Source organism: Psychrobacillus sp. FSL H8-0483 (genome assembly GCF_038637725.1).
Lineage (GTDB): Bacteria > Bacillota > Bacilli > Bacillales_A > Planococcaceae > Psychrobacillus.
On the sequence record NZ_CP152052.1, the window covers coordinates 2,478,719 to 2,502,010 of the forward strand.

Annotated in this window: 24 protein-coding genes; 5 read left to right on the forward strand and 19 right to left on the reverse strand. The window is 34.9% G+C overall.

Translation table 11 applies throughout. The features are described from left to right. Positions 1–1,036: 1,036 nt before the first annotated feature. The 5 genes from MHB48_RS11830 to MHB48_RS11850 form a co-directional block, all read right to left on the reverse strand. On the reverse strand, positions 1,037–2,155 hold the full coding sequence (locus MHB48_RS11830; RefSeq protein WP_342598267.1) for a DUF2812 domain-containing protein: 1,119 nt from the start codon (positions 2,153–2,155) through the stop codon (positions 1,037–1,039). Further along, entirely contained in the window at positions 2,152–2,445 is a 294-nt protein-coding gene (locus MHB48_RS11835) for a PadR family transcriptional regulator (RefSeq protein WP_342601368.1), read from the reverse strand. Before MHB48_RS11835 ends, MHB48_RS11830 begins: the two co-directional genes overlap by 4 nt. 196 nt (positions 2,446–2,641) lie before the next feature. Continuing rightward, positions 2,642–3,046, reverse strand: a complete 405-nt coding sequence (locus tag MHB48_RS11840) for a hypothetical protein (RefSeq protein ID WP_342598268.1) — start codon at positions 3,044–3,046, stop codon at positions 2,642–2,644. Positions 3,047–3,483: 437 nt separating this feature from the next. Then, positions 3,484–3,879, reverse strand: a complete 396-nt coding sequence (locus MHB48_RS11845; RefSeq protein WP_342598269.1) for a hypothetical protein — start codon at positions 3,877–3,879, stop codon at positions 3,484–3,486. Between the two features lie 101 nt (positions 3,880–3,980). Continuing rightward, complete coding sequence (locus MHB48_RS11850; protein ID WP_342598270.1) at positions 3,981–5,213, reverse strand: MFS transporter; 1,233 nt, start codon at positions 5,211–5,213, stop codon at positions 3,981–3,983. Positions 5,214–5,310: 97 nt separating this feature from the next. On the opposite strand from MHB48_RS11850, the gene MHB48_RS11855 reads away from it, so the two are divergent. Continuing rightward, positions 5,311–6,960 (forward strand): ABC transporter substrate-binding protein, encoded by a 1,650-nt coding sequence (locus MHB48_RS11855; RefSeq protein ID WP_342598271.1) that lies wholly within the window; start codon positions 5,311–5,313, stop codon positions 6,958–6,960. 110 nt (positions 6,961–7,070) lie between these two features. On the opposite strand, the gene MHB48_RS11860 is transcribed toward MHB48_RS11855, so the two are convergent. Beyond that, complete coding sequence (locus tag MHB48_RS11860) at positions 7,071–7,475, reverse strand: VOC family protein (protein ID WP_342598272.1); 405 nt, start codon at positions 7,473–7,475, stop codon at positions 7,071–7,073. Between the two features lie 244 nt (positions 7,476–7,719). Continuing rightward, on the reverse strand, positions 7,720–8,544 hold the full coding sequence (locus tag MHB48_RS11865) for a class I SAM-dependent methyltransferase (protein ID WP_342598273.1): 825 nt from the start codon (positions 8,542–8,544) through the stop codon (positions 7,720–7,722). 148 nt (positions 8,545–8,692) lie between these two features. Between MHB48_RS11865 and MHB48_RS11870 the strand changes: the two genes are divergently transcribed. Then, the gene (locus tag MHB48_RS11870; protein ID WP_342598274.1) at positions 8,693–9,019 is read left to right on the forward strand and encodes a hypothetical protein; all 327 of its coding nucleotides are present in this window, start codon (positions 8,693–8,695) and stop codon (positions 9,017–9,019) included. A gap of 61 nt (positions 9,020–9,080) precedes the next feature. After that, on the forward strand, positions 9,081–9,467 hold the full coding sequence (locus MHB48_RS11875) for a DUF4181 domain-containing protein (protein ID WP_342598275.1): 387 nt from the start codon (positions 9,081–9,083) through the stop codon (positions 9,465–9,467). A gap of 262 nt (positions 9,468–9,729) precedes the next feature. On the opposite strand, the gene MHB48_RS11880 is transcribed toward MHB48_RS11875, so the two are convergent. From MHB48_RS11880 to MHB48_RS11925, 10 genes are all read right to left on the reverse strand, one after another. Then, a complete protein-coding gene (locus tag MHB48_RS11880) occupies positions 9,730–10,104 on the reverse strand; it encodes a cupin (protein ID WP_342598276.1) in 375 nt (124 codons plus the stop codon). Between the two features lie 172 nt (positions 10,105–10,276). Beyond that, complete coding sequence (locus tag MHB48_RS11885; protein ID WP_342598277.1) at positions 10,277–11,467, reverse strand: MFS transporter; 1,191 nt, start codon at positions 11,465–11,467, stop codon at positions 10,277–10,279. A 3-nt stretch (positions 11,468–11,470) separates the two neighbouring features. Beyond that, positions 11,471–11,887 (reverse strand): MarR family transcriptional regulator, encoded by a 417-nt coding sequence (locus tag MHB48_RS11890; RefSeq protein ID WP_342598278.1) that lies wholly within the window; start codon positions 11,885–11,887, stop codon positions 11,471–11,473. A 117-nt stretch (positions 11,888–12,004) separates the two neighbouring features. Continuing rightward, the gene (locus MHB48_RS11895; RefSeq protein ID WP_342598279.1) at positions 12,005–12,304 is read right to left on the reverse strand and encodes a hypothetical protein; all 300 of its coding nucleotides are present in this window, start codon (positions 12,302–12,304) and stop codon (positions 12,005–12,007) included. Next, on the reverse strand, positions 12,285–12,542 hold the full coding sequence (locus MHB48_RS11900; RefSeq protein ID WP_342598280.1) for a hypothetical protein: 258 nt from the start codon (positions 12,540–12,542) through the stop codon (positions 12,285–12,287). The genes MHB48_RS11895 and MHB48_RS11900 overlap by 20 nt, the downstream gene beginning before the upstream one ends. Positions 12,543–12,676: 134 nt before the next feature. Then, a complete protein-coding gene (gene arsC / locus MHB48_RS11905; protein ID WP_342601369.1) occupies positions 12,677–13,096 on the reverse strand; it encodes an arsenate reductase (thioredoxin) in 420 nt (139 codons plus the stop codon). 14 nt (positions 13,097–13,110) lie between these two features. Beyond that, positions 13,111–14,406: an arsenic transporter gene (locus MHB48_RS11910; RefSeq protein ID WP_342598281.1), complete on the reverse strand. Its 1,296-nt coding sequence runs from the start codon at positions 14,404–14,406 to the stop codon at positions 13,111–13,113. 32 nt (positions 14,407–14,438) lie between these two features. Then, on the reverse strand, positions 14,439–14,645 hold the full coding sequence (locus MHB48_RS11915) for a hypothetical protein (protein WP_342598282.1): 207 nt from the start codon (positions 14,643–14,645) through the stop codon (positions 14,439–14,441). A 13-nt stretch (positions 14,646–14,658) separates the two neighbouring features. Then, positions 14,659–16,020, reverse strand: coding sequence for an NAD(P)-binding domain-containing protein (locus tag MHB48_RS11920; protein ID WP_342598283.1), 1,362 nt, complete (start codon positions 16,018–16,020; stop codon positions 14,659–14,661). A gap of 63 nt (positions 16,021–16,083) precedes the next feature. Then, complete coding sequence (locus tag MHB48_RS11925; protein WP_342598284.1) at positions 16,084–16,530, reverse strand: MarR family winged helix-turn-helix transcriptional regulator; 447 nt, start codon at positions 16,528–16,530, stop codon at positions 16,084–16,086. 89 nt (positions 16,531–16,619) lie between these two features. On the opposite strand from MHB48_RS11925, the gene MHB48_RS11930 reads away from it, so the two are divergent. Next, a complete protein-coding gene (locus MHB48_RS11930; RefSeq protein ID WP_342598285.1) occupies positions 16,620–17,120 on the forward strand; it encodes an N-acetyltransferase family protein in 501 nt (166 codons plus the stop codon). A 144-nt stretch (positions 17,121–17,264) separates the two neighbouring features. On the opposite strand, the gene MHB48_RS11935 is transcribed toward MHB48_RS11930, so the two are convergent. Further along, the gene (locus MHB48_RS11935) at positions 17,265–18,062 is read right to left on the reverse strand and encodes a methyltransferase domain-containing protein (protein ID WP_342598286.1); all 798 of its coding nucleotides are present in this window, start codon (positions 18,060–18,062) and stop codon (positions 17,265–17,267) included. 449 nt (positions 18,063–18,511) lie between these two features. Between MHB48_RS11935 and MHB48_RS11940 the strand changes: the two genes are divergently transcribed. Further along, a complete protein-coding gene (locus MHB48_RS11940; protein WP_342598287.1) occupies positions 18,512–20,680 on the forward strand; it encodes a YhgE/Pip domain-containing protein in 2,169 nt (722 codons plus the stop codon). A gap of 1,024 nt (positions 20,681–21,704) precedes the next feature. On the opposite strand, the gene MHB48_RS11945 is transcribed toward MHB48_RS11940, so the two are convergent. Beyond that, positions 21,705–22,967: an ATP-binding protein gene (locus MHB48_RS11945; protein ID WP_342598288.1), complete on the reverse strand. Its 1,263-nt coding sequence runs from the start codon at positions 22,965–22,967 to the stop codon at positions 21,705–21,707. Positions 22,968–23,292: the final 325 nt, after the last annotated feature.

A 23,292-nucleotide genomic window follows, 5' to 3' on the forward strand; every position in this document is an offset into this window, starting at 1 on the left:
ATTTTCCATTTGAAATTTTAAAAAATGTATTTTGCTTGTTCAACTAACCTGCTGCGTTAGTTTAAGTGAAATCCTTCACAATCTATAGTTATTTTAACATAAATATCCAATAAAAAAATCACCTCACAGAAAAACTAGAGAGGTGATTTTAACCATCTTTATTAAATTCAAACTAAACTTTGAATTCTATATAATTTCTTATAAATATCAGTAGCCTACTTTAATACAATATTATATTGTAATAATATAATACCTATGCTATAATAATCTAGTAAACAACATTACTTCGTTTTGACATCCAATAATATCGATTGAAATAATTTCACTGGTTTGATCCCAGTCGGCATTATTGGGTGCCAAACCCGCAAGAACTCTTAAGGAACGAAGGGTTCTTCAGAAAAAAAGCATTATCTCTCTTGAGATAATGCTTTTTTTATTGGTTATGATGTTACAAATCAAAAGTATCCTTCCACCTTTATTCCTCCTGCAATAAAATACCATCTTTCTCATCATAAATTTTATAATGCACACCAAAATCAGAGCCTTCGTAATAGTCGACCTCGTAGTACGCTTTATCTAGTGACTCTTCATCCCTCCTTTTAATGAAACACTAAAAAATAATTCTTCTTCTAAGCTAGGAAATAGAATATCTAAAGAAGCATTTTTTGTGCTCTCGTAATAATAAATTGAACTAGCACCAGTCGCTGTGTTATTTTCGCCCTTAATTATTTTTGGAGAAACTGTCACAACATCCAAAATACTAATAGTGATACAAGTACACCTAACATGAGTCCAATTTGTAAACTATAGTATTTAATTCGTGGTAGTTGCTCTCTCTTTTGGTAACTTTATAAATATTGAAAGCCTGCTACACTTAATATAAAAACAATAAATGTAAGGAAAAATCCACCGATTATTTCTAACATAAAATCCTCGTTTCTACGTTGTTAAGCAAGTGTAACAAAAAATCTTCCGTACGTTTTCCCTTTTCATTTAAAAGAGTCCATTGTCATTGTATTGTTTGGTGATCCTTCTATCATTTCAGAGCCTTTAAACTTCTCCGATAGCTAAACAGAATTTGAATAAATTTATATAACCAAAATAATAAAAAAACAAATAATAATACTCTCATGACTCCCCCAAAGCTCCAAGCGAGAAAAGGCTCATATTTACTTAACATATTGGTGTAAAAAGAAAAAGATAAAATAAAGATAAGATAAATGCTCATACCGAGATTCATTTTAAAAGCTCGTTTAATCGATTGGCGTTGTTCCTGTTTGTCATACGAGAATTGAGGCATTTCCTCTTCATTTTCATAATGCATAGCCCATATGGAATAATTCAATAATGTCATATTGGAGGAATATTTAAGCTGCCACCCAAGTTCTTTGTGTGTTGCAAAATAGGAAGGGTGCACTTTATATTCAAACATGCATTCATATTTTATATTAAAAGAATTTGTTTTTCTAAACGTAAAGATTGCAGCTTTGACACTCTCGAGCTCATAGCCTTCTTTTGCAAGACGTTCAAGCCATTCTCTTGTATCCTCAAGTTGATACATCCAGGCTCCTCTAAATTTACGCATTTTTTTACCTGTTAACATACTATCTATTTTCGCATCAAACTCATGAATTTCGAATCGCCGATATGCTCTGAACACATAGATAGCAAACCAAGCTACTAAAACAATTTCAGCAACAAAAAATAATAGTATTCCCAAATTATGACCTAAAAGATTCTCTTCCTCCATTGCAGAGGAAAGAATCCCTATTAGAAGGATTGGTAACATCGATGCTGATATATGAAAAGTGGCAAGTAGACTCAATACATATGCATGCGTACGATTTCGTTTCACATAGGCATCCCTTGATGGATACAATCGAATAGTTGGCTCTTCATTGACTAGAAATAACCATTTTCCTGATGAAACTGCAATCTCCCATCCAGCTTTTTGTAACGTTGGAGGCAAAGAGTGATTTTTTTGCCCGAATTGGATGCGGTAATTCACATTCTTGTTCTCGCCTTTTTCGAATGTAAATGTTCGCGTCCATCGGTTTACATGTGTTAAATGCCAACCTTTAATAGCCATTTCTGAAAGCCACTTCTCCGTGTTATCTACATTGTAGCTCCATAGGCCTTTCACTTTTTTTATCACTGAAAGTCCCCCTCATAACGTAAGACATTGTCATGTAATTCTTTCAATCGATTCATTTCTACTTGCATTAGTTGCTTACCTAAAACCGAAATTTCATAGATGGTTTTGCGTTTTTCATCCGCATAAATTGCTATTATGTCATCTCGTTGCATTTTCGTTAATGTTCCATAAATCGTGCCAGAACCTAGTGTAAGCCTCCCATTTGTCATTTCTTCTACTCGTTTAATAATTCCGTATCCATGCCTTGGTTCTGTTAAGGACAGCAAAATATAAAAAGCCGTTTCGGTCATCGGTACATACTTCTTAATTACTTTTTCCACTTATTCACCCCTTATATATGTCACACTTCGACTATGTCGTAACACGACTATATCACAACGCGATATATATGTGCAAAAAAAAAGACTTATTTGAAAAGTCTTTTCAAACGGAAAAAATGAAAGCCATCTAATACATTAATTTGGCTTTCATTCTTCAATTGTATTATTAAGGGTTTGTGCTAAAAGTTAGTTCTCTATTCTTCTTAACTGTTACATAATTTACTCGCTCATGAATCCAACCTTTCTCTCCTTTCTTACCACTACCTTCTAGTACAAAATTTTCTGGATCTGCTGGTTTCATAGAGTACATGATCTTGTAAACCTCTTCTGATTCTTCCGTCTTATGGCTGAATTCTAGGCTATCAATTACAAAATCAGATATTGCTTTATCCTTCTCAAGTAATTCAGATGCAGCAGTTTTTATATAATCTGTAAGCTGACTGTTTTTAGAATCTGCTTTTATATAACGTATACAACTTGGAATTACTAGGATTAATATAATTGTTATGATCATTAGACTGAACTTATAGGCATTCCTTTTCTGGTTGGGGGTCGAAGCAATTAATCTCATAAAAACACTTCTCCTTTATCCATTAAGTACATCCTCTTCCTAACTTATTTGCATCAATATATGCATTTGAAGCATAATAAAGAATTTTCACGTTGCATTCAAAATAAAGGTTCTGTTCAATTAGGCTGTTCTTATTTAGATGAATATATTTGTGACTAAATTCCGCGAGACTTCTGCTGAAAAATGGGTTGCAAAGACCAAGCAACAAGTTTATAGGAACAAATCCTAAAATCCACATCCATGTGGCAACAGTTTGCATCTGACCGCTACGCCTTCCGACGCAGAGGGGCTCTGGGATCAACATCCTGTTGCCCCGAGGAGGCTTGGCACTTCCGTCCGCGGAAAGCGAGCGGATTTTCGGCAGGTAACAACATTTTCTTTTAACTGAGCCAAAATAAAAAAGGAGAGCCACCCAAATAAAAAGGTAGCTCTCATTATTAAGGACTCGTGCTAAAAATCAGTTTGTTGTTATTTTTAACAGTTACATAATTTACTCGCTCATGAATCCATCCTTCTTCTCCTTCAATTCCACCTCCTACGAGTACGAAATTTTCTGGGTCAGCTGGTTTTATAGAAAACATAAGGAGATAAACCTCTTCTGATGCCTCATTCGTATGGCTAAGTTCTAAGCTATCAATCTTAAATTCGGCTATGGCATTATCCTTTTCAAAGAGTTCAGATGCAGCTATTTGGATACTCTCCGTAAGCTGATCGTTGGTAGAACCTCCTTGTATTCGTAGCCAGGTAGGAATTGCAATTATTAATACAGCTGTAATGATTAGTAAGTAAAGAGAAGGACTTTTCCTGCTAGAACCTTTGGCAATTAATTTCATCTTGTCAATTCTCCTTCATCCTTTATGTAACATATGAACAGGATGCGTAGAATTATGATTAGACCTGTAGTAATAAAAGGAACTTCTAACAATTTTAATCGTTAAGCTGTTGTTGCAACAGGTCTCCTCCAAAATAAGCCTGTGTACAATAAGAAGATGCCGATCATTAAAATGACTCCAATATAAACAGACATCATTGTTGGGATTAAGTAAGCACCAATAATAATTGTAGAACGAGCGATTAGGTCTCCACCGCTAAAGGAAACATTCGAAAATGCAGAATATGATCCTCTTTTGTCAGCTGGAATCATATTCGCCTGCTCGGCATTACGCACAGGAGAATAGATTAATTCGCCAATTGTTGCAATAAAGTTAAACAAAATGAGAATGTACCACGTATTTGCTGAAGTGACTGTGACATAACCGATACTATATACTATAAGTCCAACGAGTAATACTTTATGGCTACTGAAACGATCTGTTATTTTATTAATAAAAAATGTAAGGCAAACAACAAGCAGCATATTTTCAATGTTGAGCATACTTAACATACGAACGCCTGCTAATTCAAAATCTCCAATATGTACAGACTTAAACGTTTCCGCTAGCCGAACTCCAATATAACTATTCAGCGAAAACTCTGCTGCAATAATAAACATGGAGCCAATCACGACTTTTACAAATGGTCTATCTTGAAAAGCTACTTTATAATTTTGAATTACATCCATTAATACATTTTGATGCTGTTTTTCCAAAATGCTCGTATTCTCGTCTATAAGCCAAATTTTATACGCAATTGGGAGGATTAAGGATGTAATGGAAAGAACCATAAAGAGTTCGATTTGGTGATTTACATAGAGCAATCCCCCAAGAGCTGCTCCAATAGCCATCGATAAATTTATTAACCAATAATCGAGTGCATACACTTCTTTTCGATTCTCAGGTGTCGTTGAATCTATAATAATCGCATGCATGGCTGGTCGACCTAGACTACTTGTGATGATAAAAGCTACATATGCAAATGCAAATAACCAGATGATATTCTTTTCAGGAAATAAACTAATCGTCATCAATAAAAACATTAAACCACTCAATAAAGACGTTAGAACTAACACTCTTTTACGTGGAAATCGATCCGACATATAGCCACCAATTAAATTTATAAAAAAACCTATGATTACCGTACATACTAAAAATACACCTGCCCAAACTTTGCTCATTTCTTGTGCAAAAAATAGTGCCATAAATGGCATTACCGCTGATGATACTGCTCGATTAAAAAATGAGGTGATTAATCGCACCTTAATATTTTGTGGGTAGTTTTTCCATTTCATCTTGTATACCTCCTCTGTCTTTAGTATATTAAACTAGACTTTTGAAATGAAAAATGGACATTTTAAACAGATATGTCCACTTATAGAGGTGTACTCGATGGATAAACATTTATTAACCTTATGGAATGCAGTCCCGTCCGGAAATATAAAACAGGATAAACTAGCAGAAGTGCTGGACTTAAGTCTAAAACAAACAACGCGCTATATACAGAAATGGTCAGCGGAAGGTTGGCTCATGTTTACATCAGGTCGTGGTAGAGGCAACGTTTCGAAGCTTGAATGGTTAAAGGACGTTGAAGCTATTTTCGAAGAACAAGTCATGCAGACCATCGAGGAAGAAACCGTGGAAGTGAGTAGCAAATACCTCTTATTTGACTGGTCAATAGATAGCAAACTGCGTTTAATGAATAAATTTCGAACGAAATTTGGCTATGTTCAAAATACAAATGACAAGCTTGTGGTACCAAGAAAGTACCCATTTTTAACAATGCATCCATTATATGCAGCTGATGTATCCAGTGCGAAAATTGTAGCAACTATTTATAATCGATTAGTTGCCGTAGATGAAGAGGGAATTGTTTCCCCTGAGCTCGCCCATAGTTGGGATATGACGGAAACAAAACTTCGACTTTATTTAAAGAAAGATATTAGGTTTCATGATGGCTCGGTTTTAACTGCAGAAGATGTTGTCATCTGTTTAGACAGACTCCGGCATGATCGACAGTTTCAAACATTATGGCAGCCAATTGAAAGGATGGAGGTAGTCGCTCCATTAATTGTGGATATAAATTTTCCAAGTGGTTGTAGTTACTGTTTACAAATGTTAGGTACGATGAATACGAGTATATACAAGGAAAAGAACGAAGCTTTAATCGGAACGGGCAGTTTTTTTATAGAAGAAAACAATGAAACGAAAACAACTTTAGTGGCGTTTAAAGATTATTATGGGGAAAGACCCTTATTAGATAAAATCGAATTTGTCCAAGTACCAGAAGAATTTGACATCGTCTATCGCTCATCTACGGAAGACAGCGGAAAATCATTTTTTCCAGTAGAGAGTGACTCTGGTTTTGGAGTTGTTATCATGAATGCGTCTCAGCATACGAGTATCCAAAGGAAAGAAGTACGGGATTATATACACTTTGTCATTTCTAAATATCGCCATGAGATTAGCGAAGTAGATCCGCACATATTACCAAATTCACAAGGATGTCTAATTGGTCAAAGTAAATCTTATCATGTTAAAGAAGTGACTCGTCCGAACATAGAGAAGCCACTTGTATTAAAAGAGGTCAATTACACCAAAAACACAACGTTTTGGTTAAAGGATGTATTAGAAAAAGAAGGGGTTCCCATTGAAACAAAATGGGTTTCCTTTGCAGATAATATTTCTAATAGGGCTGAAAACAGTTGTGTAGATCTTTTTATCCATGGAGAAGTTTTTGAGATGAATCAAAACTTTTCATTTTTTCATTTTTTAATGAATGGTTATTCCCCTCTAGCCGAAATTTTAAGGAATGATGAAAAATACCGGTCGTATTTAGCAGAATATGCCCGCACTCCATTTGAAGAGTGGACAAGCTTAAATGTTCGAGTAGAACAAGCATTAATTGAAGACTCAATCATCATTCCCTTATATTATGCTAAACGTCACATTCCCTTTTCTGCAGATTTGATGAATATCAACATCAAGCATTTCGGCCACGTTGACTTTTCCAAGCTTTGGGTAAGACCAGAGATTAAATAAACCAGTGGGACACATATTACGCATAAGTAATAGGTGTCCCACTATATGAATATGATTAACGGGTTAACAATGGCTTTACAACATTCCATCGCGCTCCAAAAAATAAAATACTATTCGTGTGGAGGCGCTACCAATTCGACCTTTATTCTATCTGGATCTTCAAAGAAAACAGCGTAGTAATCATTTCCTCCCGCAAAGGGATGCTTATCTGTATAAAGGATGTGCACTCCTTTATCTTGTAAGCTGTTTGTGATCTCATCGACCTGTTGACGAGAATCTGCATGAAATGCGATATGATTTAGGCCTACTCGACTTCTGTGATATGGGATATCTAGGAATCTTTCCTCTGCCTGTACGAAAACAATATAGGTTTCTCCCAATTTCCAACTCTGTCCACTTTCCCATTCCTGAAAAATACTATACCCTACCTTCTCTAAAAACCAGCCCCAAAAATCAATGGACCTTTTTAAATCTGAAACATATATTTCCACATGATGAATAAGTCCCTTTGACATCTTATTACCCCTCTGTTTTATAAAGATTATAAAATTAGTTTTTTCTCTAAGTAATACTGTTGAAAAACTTTAAAAGTGGTATTCTAATAAAATTCCTAATAAATATCCGCTAATTGGATTTAGTACGGCTCTGTTCGCTTTCCCACAGGAGTCTCACTCCGGCGTGCTAAATCCTATAGTACACAGTATCGTCACATCAAATATTTATCGTAAAAAAATTCTGTAATAGAGTTTTTCAGTGCCCTCAGTTCGTACTAGTATCCTTTTTCCTTCCAATGTAAAGTAAATGAGATGATATTCCAAGAATATGAGGATCTGTCGCATTTTCTATCAATAGTTTGATTACTTTTTCTACTTCGTATTCCCCTTTAGTTCTCCAGTAATTCCAGTTTTCATTAGTTAAGTTAGCACCTACGTTTGACCCTAATAGCTCCAAACTTTCAAACCCTTGTGCTTCCATAAATGGTTTGATTTCATCTATATTATAATAATAAGCACCAGTAAAACGCCCTTCATCTGCATGATTAAAGCAACCTGATTCCGAGAATTGTAAGATCGAATCCATATTATTATTTGGTTTCCAATTTTCTGGAGACATAAGGGATGAAAAAACATGTCTAATCCTGGACATAAAAGCTACAAAAACAATTCCATCTTTTTTCGTCACTCTATTCAATTCTTTTACTGCTTTTATACGGTCATTTGCTTCCTGTAAGTGATACATTGGCCCAAGCATTAAGGATGCATCGAACTGATTATCCGCTAAGTTAGTAAGCTCTCTAGCATCTGCAACATAAAATCCATCAAACCGTTCATTTAAATGAAGTTCTTGTGCTTTTTTTTCTGCAATCTCTACTAGCTTTGGCGTTAAGTCTGTCAGCGTTACCTTATAGCCAGCTTTAGCCAGTTCCATGGAATATTTTCCTGGTCCAGCTCCGTTATCCAATACACATCCATTTTCAGGCAAATATTTTTTAATATAGTGCCAATTCACATGGAATTCAATTGGTTCTCTATCTAAACGTCCCCATTCATCAAATTTCTCATAGTAATTAATAATCTTACTCATACACTCACCCACATTCATATTAGTTAATCTATACTTCTATAAAGGAATACCTTTTTCCTTCATCGGGTCGCTTACATACAACACTTTCCATTTAAACGGTACGAATGGTACAATCTTTTTATACAATTCACTTGAAAGAGGATGTCTTATGCCATTAGAAAAAGAGATATTTGGTTTGTTAATCGGTGGTTCCGCAGCTGTTATGGGAATTGCAATCTTTGTTACTTTGTTCCTTTGGATAAAAAATAACAACAAGAACTCTGGTTATGTTTGGACTTTATTGCATCTTATGTTGTTCTCAATCGCTATATATTTTACCTTTCAAGTTATTTCAATTGATTATAACCATCCAATGGCATCAGAAGAAATTTCACTTCAGCTAGGGATTGCCGGAGTTATTTGGGCGTTAAGTATGACTTGTTTAATAGTAGGTATCTTCAACTTTTCAAAATCGGGAAAGTATAGTTCTTCTTAAAATTGTTTGAAGAACTCTTGTACAAAAAAGCCATTTAATTGAGGTTGGAAGGAGAGACCAAATGAAAACATTTACAATAGTAAGCTTACTTATTGTATTTGCGATCTATCTATTTATTACCGAGTTTTACTTGAAAAGACGACTTAAAATAAAAAACAAATGGAAAGGATTATTTTTTATAGAAAGAAACTCATATTCATTCGCAATTGATATCGTCCTTATATTCTTATTTATTTTTAGTACTATGAGCTTGATTGAAAGGTCTAATTTCCAAACTTACTCTTTGATTGTAGCAACCCCAATGTTTGGACTGTTTTTTTTGTTAGGGTTAAATCGTGGATTGGAGGAATGGCTGTTCCACCGAGATAAGAAAGTATACTATTACGAATGGTTAGGTTCTTTCATGAATTTGATAACATTTTTTATTATCCTAATAGGTGAGCAATAATCATCAAATTCTCCATTTAAGAGTTTTTATGGCAATTTAGTTAATTTCATAAATAGTACTTTGTCATTAAAATACGAACATTTATCACTTTGTTGATGGAAGCGGCAGGCGGCGACTCCGGCGGGATGAGTGAGACAGATAAGCCATCACAAACGACGCGTAGCGGAGGTGATGGCTTATCGCTCACCCCGTGGAAAGCGTCCGCCTATCGCGGAGATCAACTATACTTTATTCCGCCATAAATCATTTCTGCAACCCCCTCCTACAAACTTAAGGATTCACTTGCTTTGATTGACATAAAGTTTGAGGGATTTATTTCTTCTGATTCAATTACAATGGCAGTTAACCCAGTATTCGTTGCTGTTTCATGTCCTTCGCCTTTTTCCCAATAGACAGCATCACCACTTTTAACACAATATTTTTCAGCATCATCACCTCGAACCCAGCCTTCACCACCTACAATAAGCATTAACTGCGAAACAACAGCTTGATGAAATCCCACAATCCCGTTTGGATCTAAATGCATACAACCAATCTGCGTTGGCTTTTCTGTCTTTATAATTCGAGACATGATGAAATTTGAATTAAAATGAGCAATACCCTTTCCTACCTCTGGATCAAATCTATAAAATTTCACTGGAAAGTCCTCCTTACTTTTGCGTATCCTTATATATTCTACATAAAGATCATTTAACCATTTATTTAGATCCATTATCACTAAAAAATTTATTACTAACATATCAAATACAAAAAGAATCCACTTTGAACAAGAATTTGTTCAAAGTGGATTCTTTTTTTGAGACCTAAATTTAAGATGCCCGTAACAACTCTTTATCTTTTCTTCCATGTAACCAGTGATATAGAGGAACACAGCATAAAATGATCACGATCATAGATACAAAGATCGGTCGGTATCCAGTAGTTGGTACAAAAAATCCTAGTAAAAATGGACCCACACCCAAACCGATATCATATAAAATGAAATAAGTAGAAGTCGCTAAGCCAAAGCGATGAGGAGGTGTTACTTTGACTGCTACTGTCTGTGCAATGGAATTGAAGTTACCATAACCCAATCCAATAAATGCTGCTGCTACTAGCAACATCCAACCAGCTGTAGCTTGACTAAATAGAAACATACCGACAGCAAAAATGACTAAGCATGGGTACGCCACAATATTTGCTCCTCTTGTATCCATCAATTTCCCTGTAAATGGACGAGAAAAAATAATAACGATGGCATAAATTAAAAAGAAATAGCTTGCTGCTGAAACTAAATTAATTTCCTCTGCGTAAAACGATAAAAAGGACATAACGCCAGAATAACTAAAGCCAATCAATAATGCGATCAGTGAGATAGGCACCGCTTTTGGTTCAATGAATTTTGACAAAAACGATCCTTTTTCCTCTTGAGTTATATTAGATTTATTTATTGGTACATCGATTTTAACAGCCACATAAATGATTAAACATACGATGGAAAACATCACATTTAAAGCGAATATCCATTGGAATCCATTCTCAAACTTCATCAATAAAATACCGATAAATGGTCCTACAGCTGTCGCTAAAATAGCACTTAAACTATAATAGCCAATCCCTTCTCCCTTACGTGTTTTCGGTAATATTTGAGCAATAATAGTACCATTGGCCGTACTTGCAATACCCACTGCGATTCCTTGTAATAAACGATTAACAATTAACAGACTTAAATTGAATGCAAAAAAATACAAAATCGATGTGACTGCGAAAAATAGTAAACCTGCCCACAACGTTTTTTTAGTACCAACATCACTTATAATCCTACCAGCTCCTAATCGACCAATTAAAGAACCGATAATAAAGATACTAGATACTAAACCGGCTGTACTAGTAGATGCACCATATTCAGTTTTTGCATACGATGCAATGGTAACCATTAATAAGAAAAATATGAGTGTAATGATAAAATTAATCGTGGATACAATCATGAATTCTTTTGTCCATAGTTTTTCTTTCATCACAAACTAGCCTCTTCTCAATAAATTTGCGCGCACTTTTTCAAGTACTTGCTCAGCTACTTTTATTTCTTCTTGCGAAACTCCTTCAAGCAATTGTGCTTGAAATAAATACATTGCTTCCTTACCTTGTTCATACTTTTCCATACCTTTTGGTGATAAGTGCATGACTTTCTGCCTTTTATCTATTCCAGGGGAAATATATATGATTTCTTGCTCCACTAGCTTCTGAGCAATCGGTGTGACCGATGGTTTTTCCACTCCCCAGTAAGCTGCAACATCTGTAAAAGTAGAAGGGCCAATTTCCGAGAGATAGCGGATCAATCCCCATTGAATTTCAGACAACTCATTAGGTAAAAGCACCTCGTTTGTCTGATTGCTATAAGGACGATGTATCAATTTTAACTTCGAAAAAAATGAATACATAATTTCACCTTTCAAATTCATAATTTATTTTAGCAATTAGTTAGTTAACCTAACTAATAATATTACCAATCTTATCATTTGTAAAGATAATAATTGCAAGTACTCAATCCTGGTTTGTTATTCAATTGTTTTATAGCCTTCGTAAAAACTAGTAAAAGACATAAGTAAACTTCTAAAATCTACTTGAAGATTATGATATAACACAGTTAAATCTTTGCGGGAATAAAAATCTCCTGTATACACTTGTCCTATCTTTTGTTCAATTTTTATGGATTGCTGTAAGGAGGCTTGTAAGTAAATTTCTATTTCATCATCATACTGTTCTAAAAAAGCAAGTTCGATTAGCATATTACGAATTGCTTGTGCATCAGCTTGCATTTGTAACAAGTCACTCTTTTTAATTTTTCGTTTTTTCATGTAACAGCCATTGTTGTTCTAAATTATCAAAAATCAAATATGCTCTACTATCAACTAAATTAGTTGTAGAGCCAACCTCTTCGTATCTTTGTAGAGTTTCTAACTTATCTTTAAATTCATTAATAGTTTCTATATGCTCTGTATATGCGAATGATTTAGTAAATGATATCGGTGAATATGGATAGTACCAATTAATAAACAAAATAATGAAAGCTACGACGCTTATAATTCGCTTCACCAAAAATATCTCCTCATTAATTACCAGTTTTCTATCATACATTCTATAAATATTTCTAAATACCTTCCGAAGATGATTTTAGACTAAGTCTAATAAAAAAAGCCGAGAGTATATCTCTCAGCTTTAGGTGTTTACTAATTTCCAGTTTTAGAAAAGCGCTCAATTCTTTCTCCGATTTCATCCCTTACACGTTGGAAAAAAGCCCATTTTTCTTCCTCGCTTCCTTCCGCTTTTGCAGGATCGTCAAAGCCCCAGTGTTCCCTTTTTACATGAGGTGGCGTCATTGGGCATTTATCAGCCGCATCTCCACATAAAGTAATTACTAAATCAGCTGTATGTAAAATGTCAGGAACGATAATATCGGAGGTTTGTTTGGATATGTCTATACTAGATTCCTTCATTGCTTTGACCGCATTCGGGTTTAGTCCATGTGCTTCGATCCCGGCACTGTATACATTCCATTCGTCACTTAAATATTTTTTTGCCCAACCTTCTGCCATCTGGCTTCTGCAAGAATTTCCTGTACATAAAAAGTAAATTGTTTTTTTAGTCATCATCTTAGTCTCCATTAAAAGAATTGTAATGTTAGATATAGTCCTAATAGCGTTAAGAAAAGAATCGGTATTGTTAATACAATCCCTGTTTTAAAATAAGTTCCCCATGAAATTTTGACACCTTTTTGAGATAAAACATGCAGCCATACTAAGGTTGCAAGTGACCCTATTGGAGTAATTTTAGGACCTAAGTCAGAACCAATAACATTGGCATAAATAAGTGCTTCTCGGATAGTACCCGTAGTATTCGTTTCAGCAATTGCGAGTGCATCGATCATCACAGTTGGCATGTTATTCATCATCGACGATAAAAACGCGGCGATAAAGCCCATCGACATCGTCGCAATGAATAAACCTTGCTCGGCAGCTACTTGAATTACTCCTGCTAACGCATGTGTTAGCCATGCATTTCCCAACCCATATACGACCACATACATCCCAACGGAGAAAAATACGATACTCCATGGCGCACCTTTGATAACGGCTGCGGTATTCACCGCATTACTTCTCTTCGCCATTAGTAAAAAGAAGATCGCGATCACTCCAGCAACGATTGAAACTGGAAGTTGAATAGACTCACTTGCAAAATAGCCGATTAATAAGATCCCAAGTACATACCAGGAAAGGTGAAACATCTTTACATCACGGATCGCTTCTTTTGGTTCTCGTAATTTGGATAAATCGTACGATTTAGGAATACTTTTTCTAAAATAAAAGAACAGTATTGCAATCGTAGCAATAAGTGAAAATAAGTTCGGTATGATCATCCGTAAAGCATATTCTATAAATCCGATTTGAAAGAAATCAGCCGATACAATATTAACTAAGTTACTCACAACAAAAGGTAACGAAGTTGTATCCGCAATAAATCCACTCGCCATAATAAAAGGAAAAATCATCGTTTCCTTAAAATTCAAATTTCGAACCATTGCTAAAACAATTGGTGTCAGTATAAGTGCTGCTCCATCGTTTGCAAAAAAGGCCGCAACAATTGCACCTAAAATACTGACATAAACAAACATTTTAATTCCATTACTTTTTGCAGCCTTCGCCATATGAAGAGCAGCCCATTCAAATAATCCAATCTCATCTAATATTAATGAAATCAGTATAATTGCTACAAATGACAATGTTGCATTCCACGTAATTCCGATTACTTCTTTTACATCCTGAATTCCTACAACCCCAACTAATAATGCGATGATAGCTCCACCACATGCAGTCCATCCAATAGATAAATTTTTAGGCTGCCAAATAACTAACGTTAGTGTTAAAAGGAAAATCAAGGATGCTAAAATCGCGTCAGTCAATTTGACCTCTCCTTTACTTAAATAAAATTATATTACGAATGACAACATGAGAAGCCTTCGAATGCTTTTAAAAAATTTCTGTAACTATAAGCTCCAAATGTATCTTTATTACCTTTAAAAAACTGGTCGAACATAATTGTGCTAGCTGTTTCTAGCGAACAATTTCTTGCATTCATAATTAACTTCAAATATGAAACAAAATATTCCGTTGATAATTTCCCACCGTTATTGACCGTCATATTTCCTCACTCCTTAACAAGAAGAGCCACAACATGCTCCACCATTTTGACTTGTTAAATTGGTACTACATACTCCCGTTTCCGGTAATTCGAGTTCTACCCTTTGTGCGGATTCGAAATCCCCTGTTAAATAAGCTACTATGGATCGAACTTGTTCGTAGCCTGTCGCCATTAAGAATGTAGGTGCGCGTCCATAGCTTTTCATTCCAACGATATAAAAATTCTTTTCCGGTTGTCTTAACGTTTCTTCTCCATGGGGTCGAACAGTTCCACAACTATGAAGATTAGGATCGATTAAAGGGGAAAGAGCTGCTACACTCTCTGTTGCTGAATCTACACTAAGCCTTATTTCCCTTAAAAAGGAAAAGTCCGGACGGCTACCGGTATTCGCAATGATTTCACCCACACCTGTAAGTGAAAAACCTTCTCCATTCTGTTCTCCTATAATTTCGATCCCACTGTCTGAATGCTTCAGCTCATGTATGTGGAATGGAGTAATTGCCTTTACCTTACCTGTATCAACTAAGTGGTGAATACGGCTTCCTAGCTCACCTCTAGCTTGAAGTGCATCTTTTTCTTGCCCACCATAAGCATCCTCTACATTTTTCTTTCTCATAATCCAGTAGATTTCTACCTGTTGACCTAATTGCGAAAGTTCTAAAATAGTATTAATAGCTGAATGTCCACCACCAACAACTGCAACGCGTTTACCCATGTATCGCTCACTTTCAGCACTGGTTAGATCTGGAATGCCGTAGTAAATATGTTTGTTTAATTCCTTTTCTTCTTTCGTCCAACAACTATCTGCATTCACTGGATTAGGGTGTGACCAAGTTCCAGTTGCATCAATGACAGCTTTCACTTCCATACGTCTCGTCTTGCCTTTTTGCTCCAAATATAAAACAAATGGAGCATCACTACGATTATAATTTTTCATTTTGTCTAAACCTTTTTTACTAACAGCAGTTACGGTGGTGTTGAATAGAATATTTGGATAAATTTCAGGTAAATTCGCTAGGGGTTCTAAATAGTCTTCCACGATCTCTTTTCCTAATGGTAGTTGTTCGGAATCAGGTGCAACCCACCCGCTCTTTTCAAGTAGCTGCATTGCTATTTTATCGAGGTTGTATTGCCAAGGAGAAAATAAACGCACATGCCCCCATTGCAGAATATTCGTCCCAACTCGTGCCCCTGACTCGATGAGGATAAAAGGCTCCTCACGATCAGCTAAATGAGCAGCTGCAGCTAAACCAACTGGACCCGCACCAATAATAGCCGTCGGTAAATTTTGATCTGTTTGCGGGGGCTTACTCTCCAAGTACTGAGGCTTAGTTCCACAGCAATTCGAAATGTTTATTAGTTCAATTTGTTTCATTTCATAACCTCCACAGAAAATTTATTTGTAAATTACAAGTAATTGATAACGAAGACATAAATCTTAGCACATAGTAGAACAGCAAACAGTTGACTTAGACATCGCTTTATTTAACAATTCCAGTGAGCGAATGACTGTTTCTCGTTCAAATTCATTCATCTGAGAGAATACATCATTGAGATAAGTATTCATTGATTCGTCAATCGATGTTGCAACAAATTTTCCTTGGACGGTTAAGCTCAATATCACAACCCGTTTGTCTTCAGCAGCAGGTGTTTTTTTTACTAACTCCATTTTCACTAATGTTTGGATTTGTCGGCTAAACGTAGTGATATCCATTGCCAATGTATCTGCAATTTGTTGCATAGATGGTGTATGCTGTTTGTCAATTTCATAAATAATATGGCTTTGAACAGTTGATATATCTATCGCTCCAATGGAACAACAGTTTTTGTTCAACAATCCAAAACGTCGAGTTAAAACTTGAAATAATTCACGTTTATTTTCCATGATTTTCACCTCTTCCATTAGTTATAAAACATTTACTTGCAAAATACAAGTAATAAAAATAAAATCTAATGTAAAGGAGGAAATAATTTATGAACTACTCTTTTAGAAAAACAACGAAAGATGACTGGAATCAAATTAAATCCATTTATAAGGCTGGTATTGCTACAGGGAATGCGACATTCGAATCGCAAGCTCCACCTTCATATGAAAAGTGGCTGTCCAAAGCACACCTAGAATGTACGCTAGTTCTACATGAAGGAAATACAATTTTAGGGTGGTGCAAACTTTCACCTGTTTCGGATAGAACTGTGTACGTAGGTGTAGGAGAAGTTAGTATTTATGTGCATCCTAATTCAAAAGGAAAAGGTATTGGAAATTTACTTTTGCAATTATTAATTAAAGCATCTGAAGAACATGGTTTTTGGACACTTCAAGCATCCATCTTCCCAGAAAATATAGCTAGTATTCATCTACATCAGAAAAATGGTTTTCGAGAAGTAGGTATACGAGAACGTATTGGGAAAATAGATGGCGTATGGAGGGATAATGTTTTTTTAGAAAGAAGAAGTGTTTTGGTTGGTATGAATTAAGTACAGTCGAATACATGCCATTCCATGCTTGTATGTATTCGACATGAACTTTTTAGCGTCAACAGCCCGTTAACGATTATCTTTCTATTCCTTATTATAAAACCATAAAACCGCAATGCTAAAGTCGGTGATATAGAGCTTTTGTTACTTCTTAGCAATAATCGTAAATAAACCTGGAATCTTTTTTTCTATATTTCCTGGGGAATCGTTTGGGAATGCCCATCTGACGCCTGATTCTTCTTCCAATATTTCGATACGTAAACCTGCCTTTGCAATGGTAGTTACTATTTCACCTAATGTCCACCTACGAATTGTATTCTTGTTTAAATTTGCTTTTTCCGTATCAGTTAATAAGATACTGTACGCAACATCTACTTCAACAAACTCGTTGTCAAAATAATCCCCACTTGCGATCATTTTATTTTCTTCTGCACGAAGCAACTTGGATACAAACGGATGATAGTCTCTCACGATAAATCTCCCACCTGGTTTAAGTGAATGATATACAAGCTCAAATAATGGCTGCAAATCAACGAAATAATGTAATACCCCCAATTCTAATAAGATGAAATCAAAATCTACTAGCTTTTCGTACTCAGGTATATCTAGTACATCAGAAACTATGTATTTTATAGGCGCTCCTGCTTCATCCGCTAACTCTAATGCATATCGACTATTATCTTTGGAAATATCGACAACTGTTACTTCTGCTCCTAACAAAGCAAAGGATACTGCTTTATTACCCTTTGAACCTAGCAGATTAGCTATTTTTTTACTCCTTACGTCCCCCATATACTTCAAATAATGTGAAATAGCTTGAGTGGGATTTTCTATTAGTTTTTGTGCATACTCCTTCGGTAAGCCGTGGCGATTAACCCATGCCTGATAAGCAGATTGATTCCATCCCGCTTCGTTCATCTTACTTAACTCTTGTTGTTTCATGTCTTCAACCTCCAAAAGTTTTAGGTATTATTATCAGAGTTCCTCATTTTCCCTTCATTAGACTTGTCCAGAAAAAATCTTCGCAAATATCATTGGGTTGAGAAATCCTAAATCAATTCCACCGTTAATTATATATAACCTCTCAAATACCTCAAAAAATTATACGGCTTGTGTATAACCAGATACAATAGAACCGCTAAACAAACAGATTCCAATAACCACTCGGATTATGAATAGCATTTACAATTCTCTAAGCAACAATTAATGAAATCTATAAAAAATCTATAATATGTCAATGGATTGTCGTGTCCCCACCCCATGGACATATAAGATAGTTAAACTTCGTCATTTTGGGTAACGGTTTGAAATGAATAGAGAATGGCTACCCTAAATATTACCTACTCTATTATAAGCAATTTACTCATAAACCATTAGGAAGGAACGTTGAGTTGAGGAATATAAGAAGTATCTTTATAAAAGACATTAAAAGTATAAGTACCAACTGGGTAGCCGCTATTCTAATTGGTGGTCTTATCTTTCTTCCCTCTCTTTACGCATGGCTCAATATTCTTGCATCATGGGATCCATACGGGCAAACTGGGCAATTTCCAATAGGAATTGTCAATGAAGACGTTGGCGCATCCATTCGTGGAGAAAATATTAATGCAGGAGACGAACTGGTTCAAACATTAAAAAGTAATCATGATATGAATTGGCAATTCACGAATAGAGATGAAGCAATGGAAAAAGTAGAATACGGAGACTATTTTGCTGTAATAATTATTCCAAAAAACTTTACGGAAAGACTAGGATCGGTCATTTCAGAAGTACCTCAGAAAGCAAACGTCGATTATTATGTAAATGAAAAAATTAATTCCATTGCACCGAAAATTTCTGATACTGGTGTCAGCCTCATTGTAGACCAAATGAGCAACGAATTCGCTGCTATTGTAAATGGAACTATTTTTGATGTTTTTAATAAATTGGGTATAGAAATCGAAGCCGATTTACCTGACATTCAGAAATTTGAACGATACGTATTCGAAATAGAACAAAAACTACCGGATATACATCAATCATTAAATGCTTCTTTAAGCGATGCAGCATCTGCTCAAAAGATTATTCAAAGTACTCAAGGTAGTCTTTCAAACGTAAAAAAACTTACAGATGATGGATTATCAACTATTGCAAACACAACCGATTTTTTAACGAAAGCTGAGTCTGGATTTAACGAATTAGTGCCTCAAATCAACCGTGATCTACAAAAAGTTCAAGACATCGCCCAACAAGCTAATAAGTTATTGACGAAACTAAAACTCGTTAAAGTAGACACATCGGATTTGGAAAACACTCAAAAGAAGTTGGATCAACAAATGACAAATGCAATCAGTACAGTTGATACAATTATAGAAAGCTTGACAGATTTAAGACAAATGAATGCGCAAAATACAGACTTTCAAAGTAAAGAAAAACTAGACGATGCTATTCAAAAAACAACCGCACTTAAAGGGACTCTTCAGGAAGCACAAACAAATGCGAGAAATATAAATAAACTAGTACTTTCAAAAGAAACACAACTGAAAGATTCAATCACTGATTTACAAAAGATTGCTGAGAATACTTCTGTTCAAATCGACAGTTTTATAAATGAATACAAGAATACGATTGAGCCCACTGTTCTCAGTGAAATAAAAAAGGTAAAGCAAATGTTAACAGAAGCAAAAGGTATTATGAATGGTATTCAAACTATTTTACCTGAAGTCGATCGCATTTTGACAAGTACTTCTTCTCACGTCAACGACGGCAAAGAACTAATCGAAACTGTGCTAAACGAATATCCTTACATTAGCAATAAAGTAACAGAACTTGCAAAGAGAATTCGAAGTTTCCAAAGCGAAATGAATATTAACGATTTTATTCAGCTTCTACAAAATAACCCAAGTGCAGAAAGTGAATTTCTCAAACAACCTATTGAGTTAAATGAACATAAACTGTTCCCAATAGAAAACTATGGCACTAGCATGACACCTTTTTATTCAGTTCTAGCAATCTGGGTTGGCTGCCTATTGTTAATCTCCTTACTTTCCGTAAACGTTCACCAAGGAGACTTATATCATGCACGTGAAATCTATTTCGGTAAACTTTTAACCTTTGGGACAATCGGTATTATGCAAACGCTCATTGTCACAGCTGGAGACATAGCCTTACTTGGAGTTAAAGTTCAAGAACCCTTTTGGTTTATTATATTTGGATTATTTATCAGCAGTGTATTCATATCCATTGTTTATACTTTTGTATCGGTTTTCGGAGATATTGGAAAAGCATTTTCAATCATTATGTTGGTCTTACAAATCGCTGGTTCTGGTGGAACATATCCAGTTCCTTTGCTCCCTGAATTTTTCCAATGGATTAATCCTGCATTACCGTTCACCTATGCAATAGATCTTATGCGCGAGGCAGTTGGAGGTATTATTTGGAGAAAAGCAGGCATAGACATCCTATTTCTATCATGCGTAGGAATACTCTTCCTACTTTTTGGTGCCTTCTTGAAAGAAAAATCGAACAAGAAAACAAATGAATTACTGAAGAAGTCCAGACAGTCTGGATTGTTTCATTAAACATAGAATCGGTAATTGTTGATTCTCTTATTTGATATTGACTATAAGAATTCATTCTATTGTAATTCAGCAAGAGTTTCGCCTACTTCTAAAATTCCCTAAAAATTAACGTACAGAGTATGGGAATTGCGCAAGTTCTCGACAAAAAATTGCTCCTACCCTAAATCCTGTGATATAAAGTAATGTTTCTGCAAATAATTAGTAAAATTATTTCTCAGTATAGTTTCTCAGTACCCCCTAAATTGATGTCATCAATATGCCTAGACAGAACTAGCGATTGCGCCTTTCAATTGGTAGCCGGAGCGTTTATAAATAGTAAATACTTAGTTCAGTATATGATCATGGACTTTTTAAACGGCCACGCGCACCTCACTGCAGAGTCTTGCCCATGCTTTTTCAAACAATGAAATAGCAACTATTTACTTGAACCTATATGAAAAGTGATTATACAATAATCGAATTTTTGCATCATGTCCATGGTCTTCAATCTATTGAAAGTAGAATGATAAAAACACAAAAACAGGTGTAGAAAAACAATTCGTTTTTCTACACCTGTTTCATTTAAGGGATTTCTAAAAGCCCCTAGGGTATTAAGATAAGCGAGGCATTCGAATTGCCACCTATGGGAACGGGGACTATATATTCTAAAAGATCACTTGCTTTCCCAAAATCTCACATATTTGCAGGGGTGTTGATCCAAGAAGGCTAAAGTAACTTAATCAAACAAGTTTAACTCAGTAAATTAAATATGAGAAAGCTTGTTTTATCAATGCTTTACGTAATACTAAAATCAGTTAGTTGAACTAACCCAGTATTAAACGTATCCCAATACTAATATCTTTAACGACTTTCCTAGATTTAAGATGAGAAATCATCAATAATTTCTACCACTTCAAGCTATATATCCGAAATGGAAGGTTACAGTGGACATAAAATTCACTACTTCTTCAAGAAAAAAATAAAGAATACGGTTTCGATTTCGAATGTAAAAGTTAATTAAACAGCATGACGATGTCGGGCTCTTTTATAATGAAGGAATAATAATTGAAAAACATGTTCCCTTTCCTTTTTCACTTTTTATTTCTATATCCCCGTTTAATTCTTTAATAATACCATATGCAATCATAGTGCCGAGCCCAGTCCCCTCCTCTTTTAATGAATAAAACGGCATGGCGATTCTCTTTATCTCCTCAGGTGACATTCCTCTGCCTGAATCGACAATTTCAATCACAATACTATTCTTTCCCTTTTTCACATTAATTCGTAGTATTCCACCACTATCCATGGCTTCAATCCCATTTTTTATAATGTTAATTAAACACTGTTTTATTTTATCGGCATTAGCATTAATAGAAAGCGAATCTTTTATACTGCTTTTGATTTCAATATTATATAAGATGGCTAGCGGTGAAATATTATTTATAACTTGATTCATAATTAGGCTAATATCTAACGAGTCTTTTAGAACATTATTTTGTGGTTTTCCTAATGATAAATAATTGTCAATAATGAGCTGTGTACTTTCTAACTCCTGCAGCATGACTTGTATATACTCATCCTTATGTGTTTCCGAGATTTCATTTTTATGAAACAACTGCATAAATCCATATACCGTAGTTATTGGATTTCGAATCTCGTGAGCAAAAGAAGCGGCCAATTCACTAATCACATAATATTTTTCTGCCCTTTGAATTTTATCTTTCATTTTGAACTTATCAATTATTCCTTCAATTAAATAAATAGATAACAATCCGGTAAGGATATTGATTACTATATAGCTACAGAAAAATTGCATCCATTCAGAGCTGACTGTTCCATTTATCTTTATTTCGTACATTATAGCAAGAACAGAAAAAGAACTAGTGCAAATGAGAATCAACAGTGAGCCAAACAGTATTCTCCTTTTCTCTATATAAGCTGGTAGAAAAAAATTATATATTGCAATATTAGAAAAGAACATTATAACCATAATAATTACTGATGGTAAAAAGCCGTTTCCACCTAAGTAAAAACGGTAAGAAAGATATACAAAGGTGACAAAAATAAAGCTTCTTAAACCTCCATATAGAAAGGCTAGTATGATAGGAATAAGCCGTAAATCATAAATATATCCGAGATGAAAACTAAAAGGGAACGTCATACAAAGAACAGTAGCAATTGATGAAAGAAAAGAAATTAATACATTGTTGCGTAATTTATTCCCATCTTTATCTAACCAAAATACTTGATAGCAAAAAATACATAGGATAATAATGAATGCATTTAATAATAGTGTAGGAATACCCATACCCTATCCCCTTCTTTCCATTAGTCTAAACGCCTATCAAGTATTAATTTCAGTAATATTATTATGATTATACATGATTTTTATAAGAATAAAAGTATGAATATTATGAATTTATAATTAAAATTAATAAAATACTAATGGAGGGGGAAATATATACTATACGCCTGGAAAGACATGGATTAACAGCTCGGTAAGGATTCTAATTACAATGAAAAGAACCCCTATTATTCAGAAAATTGGAGGAAGCTTATTTTATGAATAATGAAAAAGTTTTGTTTTGTGTTTTATCTTTATTTCTTATAACATAAACAGTTTGAAGTTACTC

What these genes read in the sequence shown, in the direction of transcription:
- MHB48_RS11855 (WP_342598271.1), top strand. Translation starts at nt 5,311, where the DNA reads ATGGATAAACATTTATTAACCTTATGGAATGCAGTCCCGTCCGGAAAT.
- MHB48_RS11930 (WP_342598285.1), top strand. Translation starts at nt 16,620, where the DNA reads ATGAACTACTCTTTTAGAAAAACAACGAAAGATGACTGGAATCAAATT.
- MHB48_RS11875 (WP_342598275.1), top strand. Translation starts at nt 9,081, where the DNA reads ATGAAAACATTTACAATAGTAAGCTTACTTATTGTATTTGCGATCTAT.
- MHB48_RS11920 (WP_342598283.1), bottom strand. Translation starts at nt 16,020, where the DNA reads ATGAAACAAATTGAACTAATAAACATTTCGAATTGCTGTGGAACTAAG.
- MHB48_RS11840 (WP_342598268.1), bottom strand. Translation starts at nt 3,046, where the DNA reads ATGAGATTAATTGCTTCGACCCCCAACCAGAAAAGGAATGCCTATAAG.
- MHB48_RS11925 (WP_342598284.1), bottom strand. Translation starts at nt 16,530, where the DNA reads ATGGAAAATAAACGTGAATTATTTCAAGTTTTAACTCGACGTTTTGGA.
- MHB48_RS11890 (WP_342598278.1), bottom strand. Translation starts at nt 11,887, where the DNA reads ATGTATTCATTTTTTTCGAAGTTAAAATTGATACATCGTCCTTATAGC.
- MHB48_RS11935 (WP_342598286.1), bottom strand. Translation starts at nt 18,062, where the DNA reads ATGAAACAACAAGAGTTAAGTAAGATGAACGAAGCGGGATGGAATCAA.
- MHB48_RS11915 (WP_342598282.1), bottom strand. Translation starts at nt 14,645, where the DNA reads ATGACGGTCAATAACGGTGGGAAATTATCAACGGAATATTTTGTTTCA.
- MHB48_RS11845 (WP_342598269.1), bottom strand. Translation starts at nt 3,879, where the DNA reads ATGAAATTAATTGCCAAAGGTTCTAGCAGGAAAAGTCCTTCTCTTTAC.
- MHB48_RS11860 (WP_342598272.1), bottom strand. Translation starts at nt 7,475, where the DNA reads ATGTCAAAGGGACTTATTCATCATGTGGAAATATATGTTTCAGATTTA.
- MHB48_RS11870 (WP_342598274.1), top strand. Translation starts at nt 8,693, where the DNA reads ATGCCATTAGAAAAAGAGATATTTGGTTTGTTAATCGGTGGTTCCGCA.
- MHB48_RS11895 (WP_342598279.1), bottom strand. Translation starts at nt 12,304, where the DNA reads ATGAAAAAACGAAAAATTAAAAAGAGTGACTTGTTACAAATGCAAGCT.
- arsC (WP_342601369.1), bottom strand. Translation starts at nt 13,096, where the DNA reads ATGACTAAAAAAACAATTTACTTTTTATGTACAGGAAATTCTTGCAGA.
- MHB48_RS11835 (WP_342601368.1), bottom strand. Translation starts at nt 2,445, where the DNA reads ATGACCGAAACGGCTTTTTATATTTTGCTGTCCTTAACAGAACCAAGG.
- MHB48_RS11865 (WP_342598273.1), bottom strand. Translation starts at nt 8,544, where the DNA reads ATGAGTAAGATTATTAATTACTATGAGAAATTTGATGAATGGGGACGT.
- MHB48_RS11945 (WP_342598288.1), bottom strand. Translation starts at nt 22,967, where the DNA reads ATGGGTATTCCTACACTATTATTAAATGCATTCATTATTATCCTATGT.
- MHB48_RS11850 (WP_342598270.1), bottom strand. Translation starts at nt 5,213, where the DNA reads ATGAAATGGAAAAACTACCCACAAAATATTAAGGTGCGATTAATCACC.